This is a genomic window from Amycolatopsis benzoatilytica AK 16/65 (assembly GCF_000383915.1).
Classification (GTDB): domain Bacteria; phylum Actinomycetota; class Actinomycetes; order Mycobacteriales; family Pseudonocardiaceae; genus Amycolatopsis; species Amycolatopsis benzoatilytica.
The window spans coordinates 2,827,813-2,841,973 of record NZ_KB912942.1 but is presented as its reverse complement, the minus strand read 5'-3'; the positions used below and the strand labels follow the sequence as shown (position 1 = coordinate 2,841,973).

The following is a 14,161-nucleotide window of genomic DNA, read 5'->3' as shown; positions in this document are numbered from 1 at the left end:
GTCCGCCCACGCCGGACCCCGTAGCGTCGGCCGGGTGACCACCACCCTGAAGGCTCCGGTCGGCGAACTGCTGCGGGAATGGCGCGACCGGCGCCGGATCAGCCAGCTCGACCTGGCGATCTCGGCGGACATCTCGACCCGCCACCTGAGCTTCGTCGAGACCGGCCGGTCCCGCCCGAGCCGGGACATGGTGCTGCGCCTCGGCGAGCACCTGGACATCCCGTTGCGCGAGCGCAACCGGCTCCTGCTGGCCGCGGGATACGCGCCCGCGTACGGCGAGTCGGACATCGGCGCGCCGGAGATGACCGCGGTGCGCGACGCCGTCCGGCGCCTGCTGGCGGGCCACGACCCGTACCCGGCGGCGGTGGTCGACCGCGGCTGGAACCTGGTGGACGCGAACCTCAGCCTGGGCGTGCTGACCGAAGGCATCGCCCCGGAGTTGCTCACCGGCCCGGTGAACGTGCTGCGAGCGACGCTGCACCCGGGCGGAATGGCGCCGCGGGTGCTGAACCTGGGGGAGTGGCGGGCGCACCTGCTCGGCCGGTTGCGCCGCCAGGTCGAGCAGACCGCCGACGCCGGGCTCGCGGAGCTGCTGGCGGAGCTGCGCGAGTATCCGTGCGCGGACGAGGTGCCGGAGGTGGAGATTCCGGGGCCGGGCGACATTTTCGTGCCGCTGCGGTACCGGCACGAGGACCTCGAGCTCACCTTCTTCAGCACGGTGGCCACGTTCGGGACGCCGCTGGACGTGACGGTGGCGGAGCTGGTGATCGAGTCGTTCTACCCGGCCGATCCGCAGACGGCGGCGTACTTGCGGGAACGGGTGACCGGCTGACCGGGTAGCTCGCGAACGAGCCGCCGCCGCTTCCGATCCCCGCTACCATCGCCCTCATGCGGGCATTCGTGGTGACCGGGCCCGGGGAAGCCGGCCCGGCCGACGTACCGGAGCCGGTCGCCGGGGTCGGCGAAGTCGTGGTCGACGTCGAGCGGGCCGGAGTGTGCGGCACTGACGTCGAGTTCTTCACCGGCGAAATGCAGTACCTCGCGGACGGCCACGCCAGCTACCCGCTGCGCCTCGGCCACGAATGGTGCGGCACCGTCTCCGGCGTCGGCCCGGGCGTGCATCCGGCCTGGATCGGCCGGCGCGTCACCGGGGACACCATGCTCGGCTGCGGCGAATGCCGCCGGTGCCGCGCTGGGCATCAGCACGTCTGCGAGACCCGGCAGGAAGTCGGCATCCGCGGCGGCCGGGCCGGAGCGCTCGCCGAGAAACTCGCCGTTCCGGTGCGGTCCCTGCACGAGCTGGGCGGACTCGACCCGATGGCCGGCGCGCTGGTCGAGCCGGGCGGCAACGCCTGCCGGGCAGCCCGGGCGGCCGCGGGGGAGCGGGTGCTGGTGCTCGGGCCGGGGACGATCGGACTGCTCACCGCTCTGTTCCTGCGGGCCGCGGGCAGCGAGGTGCATCTGGTCGGCGCCACGCCCTGGTCGGTGGAGTTCGCCCGCGGCCTCGGGTTCCCGGCCGCCACCACGGTCCCGGACCCGCCGTTCGACGCGGTGGTCGACGCGACGAACGATCCAGCCGCCCCCGCGCTCGCCGCGGAGCTGGTCGAACCAGCCGGCCGGATCGTCTACATCGGACTCGCCGGCAAGGCGAGCCTGCTGGACACCCGGCTGGTGGCGTTGAAGGACGTCACCGCGGTCGGCGTGCTGAGCGGTTCGCCCGGCTTGCCGGACGCGATCGACGCGTACGCCGGCGAGGACGTCGACCCGCGGCCGCTGGTCGCCGCGACGGTCGGACTGGACGAGGTCGCGGCCGTGCTGGGCGGGAAGCGGCCGGACGGGGCCGGGGCGGGGCCCAAGATCCACGTCGACCCGCGCTGGTAATCCGGTCGCCCGGCGGGCCGTGGTCTGTGAAGGGAACATTGAGGGAATCAGAGTCCCTGAATGTTCCCTTCACGGACTTCGGGAGCCGGGATCAGCGGCCCAGCGTCGCGGCCAGGTGCTCCGCCGCCGCCCGCAGGCTGACGTAGGATCCGCTGAACGTGTCGATCCGCGGGCCAGCGCCGAGATCCGGTCCGGGAACGCCGGTTTCGACCCGTACGTAGTCCACAGTGGACAGCTGGGCCAGCAGTTCCCGGACCGCCGGATGCCGGTGGGCTTCCCGGGTGGTGACCACGACGCTGGCCGCCGACGCGGCGTCCGCGAGGATCGACGCAGGGTCCGCGGGCGAGACCGATCGCGCCCGGGTGCCCGGCACCAGCTCGCCGAGATGCGCTCCGAGACCCCACGGCATCGGTCCCGCCGCGATGGTCGGCTCAGTGTGCACATCCAGCACCAGCGGCGGACCGGCCAGCCGAGGCGTGCCGGTCACCCGCAATGCCGCCCGCGCCGCGGACAGTCCGAGTGTGTAGTCGACCGGCCGCACTTCGGCCGGACTCGGCGAAGTGCCCAGCGCAGCCGTTCGCGCGGCCGCTTCGGCGAGCCGCTCCAACGGAAGCCGTCCGTCCGCGACGGCGGCGACGATCGTCTCGGCGATCTGGTCCAGCCGCGCGGCGTCGAACGACTCGCCGCCGATGCAGAGCGCGTCCGCGCCCGCCGAGAGCGACCGGACGGCGGCTTCGCCAAGGCCGTCGTGCCGGCCGAACGAGCCGGACACCGCGCCCATCTCCAGCGCGTCCGTGACAACCGCTCCGGTGAAGCCCAGCTGGCCGCGCAGCACGTCGGTGAGCGCGACCCGGCTGAACGTCGCCGGTTCCTGTCCCCACGCGGGCACGACGAGATGCCCGGACATGACCGCCCGGACGCCCGCCTCGATGGCCGCCGCGAACGGGACCAGCTCGATCTGCCGAAGCTCGGCCGGAGTCCGCGGCAGGACCGGCAGCGAGACGTGTGAGTCCTCGGTCGCCGCGCCGTGTCCGGGGAAATGCTTGGCGCACGCGGCGACGCCGTACTTCTGCATCCCGCTCACGTAGGCCGCGACGTGCGGCGAAGCCGCCGCCGGGTCGGATCCGAACGCCCGCACGCCGATGATCGGGTCCTCCGCGGCGAGCGTGAGGTCCGCGCACGGCGCGAGGTTGACGGTCACTCCGCAGGCCGCCAGGCGTTCGCCGAGCGCGGCCGCCACTGACGCGGTCAGCTCGGGATCGCCTGCCGCGCCGAGCGCGAGCGGGCCGGGCACGAACGAGCCAGCCGAGACGTCGAGCCGGGTGACGTCGCCCCCCTCCTCGTCGATGCCGACCACGACGTCGTTCCGCTCCGCCCGCAACGCGGACGTGAGCGCGGCGACCTGTTCGTCGTCGACCACGTTGCGGCCGAACAGCACCACGCCGCCGAGACCCTCGGCGAGGCGACGGCGCAGCCAGTCCGGCGCGGTCGTCCCGGCGAATCCGGGCAGCAGCACGGCTTCGGCGAGCCGGCGAGGTTCGGACCCGGCGGTCATCCCTTCACCGCGCCCGCGGTCATGCCGGACACGAGCTTCCGCTGCACGAACAGGAAGAAGATCACCGCCGGGATCGCGTAGACCACCGACGCCGCCATGACCCCGCCCCAGTCGATCGAGAACGCGGTCTTGAACGACGACAGCCACACCGGCAGCGTCTGCTTCGACTGGTCCCGCATGAACACCAGGGCGAACAGGAACTCGTTCCACGCGGTGATGAAGCTGAACACCGACGTGGTGACCAGGCCGGGGCCGAGCAGCGGCAGGGTGACCCGGCGGAACGCGCCGACCCGGCTGCAGCCGTCGATCATCGCGGACTCTTCGAGGTCGTACGGGATGCCGTTGACGAACCCGTAGAGCATCCACACGGTGAACGGCAGCGACGTCGCGAAGTACACCAGCAGCAGCGACGGGAGGGTGTTCAGCAGCCCGATGTCGCGCATCAGCAGGTACATCGGGATGAACAGCGCGGAGAGCGGGGCCAGCTGCGCGACCAGGATCAGCAGCAGGAAGCCCTTGCGGCCGCGGAAGCGGAAACGGGCCAGCGGGATCGCCGCCAGCACGCCCACCACGAGCGCTGCCAGCACCGCGCCGAGCGTCACGATCAGGCTGTTGGTCAAGTAGGTGACGAAGCCCGGCTTGGTGAGCGCCGACGCGAAGTTCGACAGCGTCGCCGAAGTCGGGATCAGGTCGTACTTGGGTGACAGCACGTCGCCGGGGGTCTTCAGCGACGTGGTGAACATCCAGTACGTCGGGAAGAGGAACAGCAGCGCCGCCACGATGCCCGCGGCGGACACCGCGATCCGGGCGGTCAGGGACTTCTTCACGCGATCTCCCCGTCCTTCGTCCGGACCAGCAGCTGCACGTACCGGCCGGTGACCAGCAGGAGCAGCACCAGCATGATGGTGGCGATGGCCGCGGCCGAGCCGAAGTGGCTGCCCGCGATGCCCTTGAGGTACTGCAGGATCGCCAGCGTCGTGCTGCCGCCGTCCGGGCCGCCCTGGCGCATCGCCCAGACCTGGGCGAACATGTTGAAGTCCCACAGGATCGACAGGAACGTCACCATAGTCAGGATCGGCCGGATCGCCGGCCAGCTGACCGCGCGGAACGTCTGCCACGCCCCGGCTCCGTCGATGCCGGCCGCCTCGTACTGCTCGCGCGGCACGCCGATCAGTCCCGCGTAGAGCGTGAACGCGACGAACGGGACAGCCTGCCAGAGCACCAGCAACCCGATCACGACGAGCGTGCTGGGGCCGCTGGAGAACCACGAATAGCCGATGAACGAGTGGAAGCCCAGCTTGTCCAGCGTCTTGTTGAGGATCCCGTACTGCTGGTCGAAGATCCACTGGAACACCGTGGTGGTGGCGATGACCGGCACCGCCCAGGCGAGCACGAGCGAGATTTGCAGGAAGATCCGCAGCGCGGGCGGCAGGTGCCGCATCAGCACCGCGACGAACAGGGCGACCAGCAGCGTCGCGGCGACCAGCGCACCGGTGAAGACGACCGTGCGGATCGCCACGGACCAGAACTCGGGGTCGGACAGCACGTCGGTGTAGTTCCGCAGGCCGATCCACACCATCTTGCCGGTGACCAGTTCGCGCAGGTCGAGCTGGCGCAGGCTGATGCCGAGCATCTGGACGGTGGGCCAGCCGAGCAGGACCAGCACGGCGGCGAGCGCGGGCAGGATCAGCAGGTACGGCATGACTCGTTCGCTGAACCATCCGGTCCGCTGCCGCGCCGCCCCGGCGCGCGCCGATGCCGGCGGAGTCGCCCCCGCCGGCATCGGCTTGTCCTTCGTCGCGGTCATCCGCCGATGATCTTGTCGAGGGCGGTGTTCGCGTCGGCCGTGGCCTGGTCCAGGGTCTTCTTCCCGGTCAGGTAGGCGGTCAGCATGTCCTTCAGCGGGTTCTGGCCGGACTCGACCTCGCCCCACTTCGGGCTGGTCGGCATCGCGTGGCCGTTTTGCGACGCCTTCGCCATCACCGAGCCCAACGGGTCCTTGTCCAGCGCGGTGAGATCGGTCGAGGTGCCCGGCACGAAGCCGCTCGCCGCGATCTGGGTCATGTACTTGGTGCTGGTCAGCAGCTTCAGGTAGTCCTTGGCCAGGTCCTGGTGCTTGCTGTTGAGCGGGACGACCAGGTTCGAGCCGCCCAGGAACACCGGCGCGGACTGGCCGGCGTTCTTCGACGGGATCGGGAAGGCACCGGTCTTCGCGGTGATGCTCGGGTCCGTCTTGGCCGCGGTCGCGACCTCGTTCGGAGTGCCGATGAACATCGCGACCTTGCCGCCGCCGTAGATGCCCGCCTGCTGCGGCGTGGCTTCGTCGTTGTCCTTCGGCGCGGTGGTGCCGGAGGTGTCGACGAGCTTCTTGTAGAACTCCAGCCCGGCCTTGGCCTGCGGGGTGTTCAGCGTCGACGTGAACTTCTTGCCGTCCGCCTTGGCGATGTCACCGCCGTTGTCCCAGATGAACGAGGACAGCGCGTACCAGTTCTGGCCCGGCAGGTAGAGCGGCTGGAACTGCGGGTCGCTGCCGAACTTGGTCTTGAGCTTGCCGATCGCGTCGAGCCATTCGTCGTTCGACGCCGGCGTCTTCGCGATGCCCGCCTGCTCGAACATGTCCTTGCGGTAGAGCACTTCGCGGTTCGCGGCGTAGAACGGCACGCCGACGGTCTTGCCGTCGTACTCTCCGGACGCCTTGAGGCCCTTGAGCCACTGCGCGCCGTTGAGGTTGTTCACGTCCCCGCTCAGATCCGCCAGCACGCCCTGCGAAGCGAAGGCCGGGGTCTGAGTGTTGCCGACTTCGATTACGTCCGGCGGAGTGTCGCTGGCCAGTGCGGTGGTCAGCTTCTGCTGGATGCCGTTCCATTGCTGGATCTGGTAGTCGACCTTGACCCCCGGGTGGGCCGCCTCGAACTCCTTGTTCAGCGAGGCGGTGAGGGCGTCCGGGGCGGAGCCGGTCATCAGCCAGACCGTCAGCTTGCCGTCCTGCGCGCCCCCAGCGCTCGAGGCGTTGTCACTCCCGCCGGAGCCGGCACACCCGGCTGTCGCGAGCGTGATGGCGGCGGCGCCCGCCGCCAGCTTGAGCCAGCGCTTCACGTGTCGTCCTTTCCGTGCCCGGCCGCCGTCGGCGGGGCCGGTGCCAAATGGTGTAGACCAATGTCCTGCAGAGTGGTCCGGACCACAGCTGGTGTCAAGCCGGTTGCCAAGTTGTTGTCTACGAGCCAGCGGGATTGACGCTGAGTGTCCGGACGGTTACCGGCGCTCGGCGGAACAGCGCCGGTGGCCAGGGGATTCTCGAAGCGGGCAGCGGTTTCCGGGGCGATCCGGTTGTTCGTGAACGGCTTGCCGTGTCGCGGTGCCTGGCGCGGTCCTGCCGACCGGCTTGCCGGCGCGCGGGGGTCGTGCCGGAGCTTCGTCTGGCGGCGAATGGGGTGGTGCCTAGAGCTTCGCCGGCGGGGAAGCGGGGTTCTCCCGGACTCTGGCCTGTCAGAGAGGGGTCGTGCCGGAATCCGCCTTCTCGCTGGCGACCGCGGGTCTGCCGAAGCCGTGCTCCGGTGCCTCGCTTCGGCGTTGCCGGCGAACCCCGCGAGCTCGCGGCCGGACGTCCGCCGAACTGTCGCGACACTGCCGCCGGACTGGCCGGAGTAACCGGCAGCACCCCGGGGTGGGTGAGTTTCCCCCGCCCCGGCTCTCCGGAAACCGTGGCTGACCTGCGGAGATCCCAGCTGCCTCACTTGTCACATCACACTCAGTGGTTTACAGGCGTCCCAACTGTCACACACACTGGTCGCGCCCAGGCGATCCGGAGCCGTTCTTGGGGAAGAGACGCGGAGGACCGGAGCGCCGTCGGGCAAGGACGGAAAGAGGGAGTTCGAGGATGAGGCGCTCCAGGCGGATTGCGGCTCGGGTGGGTTCGGTCGTCGCGGCGGCGGCAGTGGTCGCCGGCGGAGCATTGGGGCTGCTGAACGCGCCCCAGGCGACGGCAGCGCCTGCCGACGTGCCGGGCATGGACGTGTCCGGGTATCAGGGCAATGTGGACTGGCAGGCGGCTTGGAACGCCGGCGCGCGCTTCGCGTACGTCAAGGCGACCGAGGGCACCGGCTACCGCAACCCGTACTTCGCGCAGCAGTACAACGGTTCCTACAACGTCGGGATGGTCCGCGGCGCCTACCACTTCGCGCGCCCCGACGTGTCCGACGGCGCGACTCAGGCCGACTACTTCGTCGCGCACGGCGGGGGCTGGTCCGCGGACGGCCGCACGATGCCGCCGATGCTCGACATCGAGTACAACCCGCACGGCTCGACCTGTTTCGGCCTGTCGCAGCCGGACATGGTGTCGTGGGTGCGGTCGTTCTCCGAACGGGTGCACGCGAAGACCACGCGCTGGCCGATGCTCTACACCACCACGGACTGGTGGAAGACCTGCACCGGCAACTCGGCGGCGTTCGGCGACACGCACCCGCTGTTCATCGCGCGGTACGCGAGCAGCGCCGGCCCGCTGCCCGCCGGCTGGCGGTACTACTCGATCTGGCAGTACTCGGACTCCGGCAACAAGCCCGGCGACCAGGACTCGTTCAACGGCTCGATGGCTCAGCTGCTGAAGCTCGCCGGCGGCGACGCCCCCAAGAGCGAGGCGCCGCCGGTCACGACGCCGACCTCGGCGAAGCCGACGAGCACCGAGCCGTCGACGCCGGCCACGACGCCGAGCAGTTCGTCGAGCACCGCGACGAAGACGCCGAGCAAGACTCCGACGAGCACGCCGACGGCGAGCCCGACCACGACGGCTGGCCCGTCTTCGGCGGTGGCGAAGCCGGCCACCTCCACGGCGAAGCCGAAGGACATCAGCGGTCTCGTCTGGGCGGGCGGCAAGCAGGCGAACCCGCCGGCCTCGCTGTCCGACGCGAAGCGCCAGGACCTGCTGACCGCGCGGGTGCACGACGTCGCGAACGTGACGCCTAAGTCCCTGCCGCAGAAGGTCGTCACCAGCAAGCCAGCGAAGGCGGCCGCACCGGCGGCCACTGCGCAGACCAAGGCGCTGGCGCAAACCGGCACCAACGCCAACACCCCGCGGCTGGCCGTGTTCGGCGCGGCGCTGCTGGTGTTCGGAATGATCCTGATGACGCTGTCGCGAGTCGTCTCGCGGCGCTGAGCGAATCCGGGTTCCGCACTCCGCGTACGGAGTGCGGGCCCGGCCGTTAGGCTCGCCGGGTGACCACCACTCGGCCCGAATTGCGCGGCTTCCCCGGCGTAGTGCTCGTCGTTCGCTTCCTGACCGAGCTGGCGCTGCTGGCCGGGCTCGCGGTAGCCGGCGCGCGGCTCGGCGGCGGTGTGTTCCTGAACATCCTGGCGGCCGTGTTGTGGCCGACGCTCGCGGGGGTGATCTGGGGACTGGTGATCGCGCCGCGGGCGAAGCGGCGCAGCCCGGAACCGACGCGGTTCTTCCTCGAGGCAGGGCTGTTCGGGGTGGCGGCGCTCGGGTTGATCGCTTCCGGGCTGCTGGTGCCGGGCATCGTCCTGGGCGTCGCCGGGATCGCGGTGGCGGTCGCCGTGCGGGTGTGGGCCAAGGACGGCTGAGCCGGCTCAGTCCGGTTCGCCGAACGCCAGCGGGTCATCCGTTCGCTCGCTGGAGCGGTCGCGGTGCTGAGGTCGGGAGCGGAGGCGTCCCTCCCGACCACAGTGGACAGTCCATCCCGGACCTCGCAGAAGGTGCGGTCGAGCGCGGGACCGGTTGCCGGGTAACGATGTTCCGCGCCAGTCGCGGCGGCGCAGCAGCCCTGGTCGGTCGCTGCTCCGGCTGCGGTCACGCAGCCGAAGCAGGAGTCCGCAGCCTGCTTCGGCTCGCGGTAGAGCGGCTGGTGGCTGAGCGGCCCGACGCGCCTCGGCAGGTGATTGTCTCCGCGGCGCCCCGCGACCGTGGTCTCGTCGAACCCGCCAGGGCCGCAGGTCCCCAGCCACACGACGAGCAGCACGACGACGGCTTCGGCCTCGTCCACGCTCTTGTCCACGGGCGTGGCGGAGAGCTTACCGAGGGTGCCGGGCAGATCCGGTCGGTGCGGCGCGGCACCGGGCGACCCGCGCCCGCGCTGCTTGCGCCGCGCGCCGCGGTGGATGACACTCCCGCTATGCCGAGCCCGTTCAGCGCCGAAACGGCGGACGCGATCCAGCACGCCCGTCAGCATTCCGTCGGGGATCTCCTGCGCCGTACCGCGTTGCGGCATCCGGACAAGCTCGCGATCGTCGCCGGCGAGCGCCGGGTGAGCTATCGCGACTTCGACGCCGCAGTCAACCGGTGTGCCAACCGGCTCGCCGCGCACGGTCTCGCGAAGGGCGACCGGCTCGCGCTGCTCAGTCACAACTGCTGGGAGTACGCGGTCCTGGTCTACGCCACCGCCAAACTGGGTGTCGTCCTGGTGCCCGTCAACTTCATGCTGGGCGCGGAGGAAATCGCGTTCATTCTCGGCCACGCCGGAGTGTCCGGCCTGATCGCCGAGGACGCGCTGCTGGACACCGCCTCGGCGGCGCTCGCGGGCCGCGCCGAGGCGTTCCGGGGCCGGATCGGCGGCAGCCGGGACGGCTGGGAGGACATCTCGGCGTGGATCGATCAGCCCGGCGACGAAACCGCGCCGAACGTGCCGGTCGGCGACGACGACCCGCTGCGGCTGATGTACACCTCCGGCACCGAATCGCGGCCGAAGGGCGTCATGCTGTCCAGCCGGTCGCTGATCGCCGAGTACGTCTCCTGCGCGATCGACGGAAGCATGACCGGCGACGACATCGAAGTCCACTCGCTGCCGCTCTACCACTGCGCGCAGCTGGACTGCTTCCTGTCCGTCGACGTCTACCTCGGCGCCACCAGCGTGATCCTGCCCGGTCCGGACCCGGCCGCGCTGCTCGCCGCGGTCGAGCGGGAGCGGGCGACGAAGCTGTTCGCGCCGCCGACGGTGTGGATTTCGCTGCTGCGGCACCCGGCGTTCGACACGACCGATCTGTCCAGCCTGCGCAAGGGCTACTACGGCGCGTCCCCGATGCCCGCCGAGGTGCTGCGCGAACTTTCCCGCCGGCTGCCCGACGTGCAGCTGTGGAACTTCTACGGCCAGACCGAAATGGCCCCGCTGGCCACCATCCTGCGTCCGCACGAGCAGATGGCGAAGGCGGGCTCGGCCGGGCGCGCGTCGATCAACGTGGAGACCCGGATCGTCGACGAGACCGGCCGCGAGCTGCCGCCCGGCGAGGTCGGCGAGATCGTGCATCGCAGTCCGCACGCGACGCTCGGCTACTACGAGGACGAGGAGAAGACCGCCGCGGCGTTCGAGGGCGGCTGGTTCCACTCCGGCGATCTCGGCGTGCTGGACGACGAGGGCTATCTGTCCGTGGTGGACCGCAAGAAGGACATGATCAAGACCGGCGGCGAGAACGTCGCGAGCCGCGAGGTCGAGGAAGCGCTGTACCTCCTCGACGGGATCGCCGAGGTCGCGGTGTTCGGGGTCGCGCATCCGCACTGGATCGAGGCGGTCACGGCGGCGGTCGTGCCGCGCGATGGCGTGACGCTCACCGAGGCCGAGGTGCTCGCGCACGCCCGCGCGCACCTGGCCGGGTACAAGTGCCCGAAGTACGTGGTGTTCGTCGACGCGCTGCCGAAGAACCCGAGCGGGAAGATCGTGAAACGGGCGCTGCGGGAAGGGCACGCGGACCTAGCGCGGTCGTGACGTCCCGGACCTCTCCGCCGTTTTGAGCGCAACATCAGGAGCCCAAGGCGGAGCGGCGTCGTTCCCCGCCCGGACCTGGGCGACGGCGACCTTCAGGCGAGAGTGGCGCCGTAGGCGGTGAGTACGGGCGGCAGCGGCTGGAAGAAGCTGACGTGGCTGTTCCCGCCGGACAGCACGCCGTAGCCGACGCCGGCGAAGAACAACGGACCGCCGCTGTCGCCGCTCCCGACCGGGATGTCGGTGGCGATCGCGCCGACCACCTGCTTCCCGTCGCCGTAGTTCACGGTCTGATCGAGGCCGAGTACCTTCCCGCACGTCTTCTTCGTGGTCATGCCGCTCTTGCACACCAGTTGCCCGACCCGAGGGGTGCCCGCGCGCAGGATCCGCTGGGTGCGGCCGTCGTAGAGGTCGACCTGGGTGTGCCCGGAGCCGGCGGAGTACCGCACGCGGCCGTAGTCGGTCAGGGGGAAATGGGTGTCCGCGTTCGGGCCGACGTCTTTCCAGTCGAGCCCGTGTTCGGTGCAGTGCCCGGCGGTGAGGAGGTACCGGACGCCGTTGACGAGGATCGCGAACCCCGCCGAGCAGTAGTACGGCTCGCGGCCGGGTCCCGGCGAGACGGTGTACATCGCGTCGCCGCCGTGCACCGCGGCACCGGCCGGCAACGGCGCCGCGGACACGACCGGGCAGATCAGCAAGGCGGCCGCGGCCCAGGAAATCAGCACCCCGGCCAGCTTGCGAGGTGAGCAGCCAGACATCGGCGGGTCCTTCCGTCCGCATGAGACTGGGTAGGTGGACCAGTCCACCGCCGGACGGGCGGCGGCACAATCGGAGTCAGCCCGCGGTCCCGGGACTGCGCCCGAACGGGTGACGACAACGGTGGCGGGAAGATCGTTCGCCCGGCGTGCTGTCCGAACCGCCGGGTCGCCGGCGACCTGCGTAAACGGCATCACCGGCGGCGGTGGCAGAGAAGCCGTCCGGATCTCACGATGCGAGATGGTCTAAGCCATCATGGTGAATTTCCTTCAGGTTCTTTACTGTCACGTCGTCAAGTAACGCTGATCTGCATGGGGAACCGTTGTCCGACATCCTGTCGCCGGGCGGCGCCCCGGTCCCGGCGGCCGCTCCGGCGTCGCGGAACCTGTGGCGCACGCTGCGGCACGACCGCTGGGCCCAGGCCAGCGCCGTCGTCATCGTGCTGGTGATCGTCACCGCTCTCGCCGCGCCGCTGCTCGCGCTGATCGAGGGCCAGGACCCCTACACCTACCACACCGAACTGCTGAATCCGGCGGACGGAACCGGAGCCGGATTTCTCGGCGGCATCAGCGGCAGCCATTGGTTCGGCGTCGAGCCGCTGACCGGACGCGACCTGTTCGCGGTCGTCGCGTACGGCGCGCGCACATCGTTCCTGATCGGGCTCGCCGCGACTGTCGTTTCGGTGCTGCTGGGCGTGCTGCTCGGCGCGAGCGCCGGATACGCCGGCGGCTGGTGGGACACCGTGGTGAGCCGGGTGACCGACGTGCTCCTCGGATTCCCGCAGCTGATCTTCATGATCGCGCTCGGCGCGGTCGCTCCGCAGTCGATCCCTCGTCCGCTGCTGCTGATCGCGGTGATCGGCCTGTTCGGCTGGCCGAAGGTGGCCCGGGTCGTCCGCGCGCAGACGCTCAGCCTGCGCAACCGCGACTTCGTCAAGGCGGCCCGAGCGCTCGGCGCGGGCGGCGGGCACGTGTTCCGGCACGAGCTGCTGCCGAACCTGTGGGCGCCGATCATCGTGCTGGCGACCGTGACCATCCCGGCGAACATCGGGCTGGAGGCCGCCCTCTCGTTCCTCGGCGTCGGCATCCCGCCGCCCACGCCGAGCTGGGGCCGGTCCATCAGCGACGCGATCAACTGGGTGCAGACCGATCCGATGTTCCTGATCTTCCCCGGGGCCGCGCTGTTCGTCGCGACGCTGGCGTTCAACATGCTCGGCGACGGGCTTCGCGACGCGCTCGACCCGAAGACGGCGGTGCGCCGATGAACCGGCCCCTGCGTTTCGTGGGCATCCGCCTGCTCGGGATGCTCGGCGTCCTGCTCGTGGTCAGCTTCGCCACCTTCGCGGTGTTCTACCTGCTGCCCACCGACCCGGCGCAGATGTCCTGCGGGAAGCCGTGCACGCCGGAAAACCTGGCGCTGGCCCGGGAATTCATGGGCTTCGACAAGCCGTGGACCCAGCAGTACCTCGACTTCCTCGGCGGAATCTTCACCGGCCGCACGTTCGGCTCCGGCGTGACCGCGATCGTCTGCTCGGCACCCTGCTTCGGCTACTCGTTCCAGCAGAACGAGCCGGTGCTGGCGCTGATCGGGGACCGGCTTCCGGTCACCGTTTCGCTGGCTGTCGGCGCGGCGGTGATCTGGCTGATCGCCGGCGTCGCGACCGGCGTGTTCTCCGCGCTGCGCCGCGGCAAGTTCGCCGACCGCGCCGCGATGACGGTGACGCTGGCCGGGGTGTCCGCGCCGGCGTACCTGGTGGGGCTGCTGGGGATCCTGCTGTTCGGTTTCACGCTCGACGTGGTCCCGGTCAACGGGTACGTGCCGTTCGCGCAGAGTCCGGTCGACTGGGCCTGGCACCTCGTGCTGCCGTGGCTGGTGCTGGCGTTCATCAACGCCGCGATGTACGCCCGGCTCTCGCGCGGCCAGATGCTGGAGATCATGGGCGAGGACTTCATCCGTACCGCGCGGGCGGTCGGCCTGCCGGAGCGGACGGTCGTCGGGAAATACGCGCTGCGCAACGTGCTGCTGCCGGTGGTCACGGTGTTCGCGGTGGACCTCGGCGCGCTGCTCGGCGGAGCGGTGATCACCGAGCGGGTGTTCGCGCTGCCCGGCCTCGGCGGTCTGCTCGTCGACGCGGTGCACCAGGTGGACCTGCCGGTGCTGATGGGCGTAAGCCTGTTCGCCGCCTTCTTCGTCGTCCTCGCGAACTTCGCGGTGGACGTGCTCTATGGGGCGCTCGACCCCCGGGCTCGGGTCAGTTCGTAGAAAG

Annotated in this window: 12 protein-coding genes; 7 read left to right on the top strand and 5 right to left on the bottom strand. The window is 70.6% G+C overall.

From position 1 onward, the window contains the following. The first annotated feature begins 34 nt into the window (after positions 1–34). Positions 35–832, top strand: coding sequence for a helix-turn-helix domain-containing protein (locus AMYBE_RS0113060; protein WP_020659830.1), 798 nt, complete (start codon positions 35–37; stop codon positions 830–832). 56 nt (positions 833–888) lie between these two features. Then, positions 889–1,881 carry a zinc-dependent alcohol dehydrogenase gene (locus AMYBE_RS0113055; protein WP_020659829.1) on the top strand — a complete coding sequence of 331 codons (993 nt, stop codon included), beginning with the start codon at positions 889–891 and terminating at the stop codon, positions 1,879–1,881. Between the two features lie 91 nt (positions 1,882–1,972). On the opposite strand, the gene AMYBE_RS0113050 is transcribed toward AMYBE_RS0113055, so the two are convergent. From AMYBE_RS0113050 to AMYBE_RS0113035, 4 genes are read right to left on the bottom strand one after another with little or no spacing between them, the layout of a single operon-like run. After that, positions 1,973–3,436 (bottom strand): glycoside hydrolase family 3 protein, encoded by a 1,464-nt coding sequence (locus AMYBE_RS0113050; protein ID WP_020659828.1) that lies wholly within the window; start codon positions 3,434–3,436, stop codon positions 1,973–1,975. After that, complete coding sequence (locus AMYBE_RS0113045) at positions 3,433–4,263, bottom strand: carbohydrate ABC transporter permease (RefSeq protein ID WP_020659827.1); 831 nt, start codon at positions 4,261–4,263, stop codon at positions 3,433–3,435. The genes AMYBE_RS0113050 and AMYBE_RS0113045 overlap by 4 nt, the downstream gene beginning before the upstream one ends. Then, positions 4,260–5,243, bottom strand: a complete 984-nt coding sequence (locus AMYBE_RS0113040; protein WP_020659826.1) for a carbohydrate ABC transporter permease — start codon at positions 5,241–5,243, stop codon at positions 4,260–4,262. Before AMYBE_RS0113040 ends, AMYBE_RS0113045 begins: the two co-directional genes overlap by 4 nt. Next, a complete protein-coding gene (locus AMYBE_RS0113035; RefSeq protein ID WP_020659825.1) occupies positions 5,240–6,532 on the bottom strand; it encodes a sugar ABC transporter substrate-binding protein in 1,293 nt (430 codons plus the stop codon). The genes AMYBE_RS0113040 and AMYBE_RS0113035 overlap by 4 nt, the downstream gene beginning before the upstream one ends. Positions 6,533–7,313: 781 nt before the next feature. Between AMYBE_RS0113035 and AMYBE_RS46785 the strand changes: the two genes are divergently transcribed. The 3 genes from AMYBE_RS46785 (at position 7,314) to AMYBE_RS0113020 (ending at position 11,142) form a co-directional block, all read left to right on the top strand. Further along, positions 7,314–8,585 (top strand): GH25 family lysozyme, encoded by a 1,272-nt coding sequence (locus tag AMYBE_RS46785; protein ID WP_027927616.1) that lies wholly within the window; start codon positions 7,314–7,316, stop codon positions 8,583–8,585. Between the two features lie 59 nt (positions 8,586–8,644). Further along, positions 8,645–9,010, top strand: coding sequence for a YrdB family protein (locus tag AMYBE_RS0113025; RefSeq protein ID WP_020659823.1), 366 nt, complete (start codon positions 8,645–8,647; stop codon positions 9,008–9,010). Positions 9,011–9,558: 548 nt separating this feature from the next. Beyond that, entirely contained in the window at positions 9,559–11,142 is a 1,584-nt protein-coding gene (locus AMYBE_RS0113020; RefSeq protein WP_020659822.1) for an acyl-CoA synthetase, read from the top strand. A 92-nt stretch (positions 11,143–11,234) separates the two neighbouring features. Here the strand turns inward: AMYBE_RS0113020 and AMYBE_RS0113015 are convergent, their stop codons facing one another. Next, positions 11,235–11,897, bottom strand: coding sequence for a S1 family peptidase (locus tag AMYBE_RS0113015; protein ID WP_020659821.1), 663 nt, complete (start codon positions 11,895–11,897; stop codon positions 11,235–11,237). A 320-nt stretch (positions 11,898–12,217) separates the two neighbouring features. Here AMYBE_RS0113015 and AMYBE_RS0113010 point away from each other — a divergent pair, with 320 nt between their 5' ends. Together AMYBE_RS0113010 and AMYBE_RS0113005 are read left to right on the top strand one after the other, a co-directional pair. Further along, positions 12,218–13,159, top strand: coding sequence for an ABC transporter permease (locus tag AMYBE_RS0113010; RefSeq protein ID WP_020659820.1), 942 nt, complete (start codon positions 12,218–12,220; stop codon positions 13,157–13,159). Continuing rightward, positions 13,156–14,157, top strand: coding sequence for an ABC transporter permease (locus AMYBE_RS0113005; protein WP_020659819.1), 1,002 nt, complete (start codon positions 13,156–13,158; stop codon positions 14,155–14,157). The genes AMYBE_RS0113010 and AMYBE_RS0113005 overlap by 4 nt, the downstream gene beginning before the upstream one ends. The last annotated feature ends 4 nt before the right edge of the window (positions 14,158–14,161 follow it).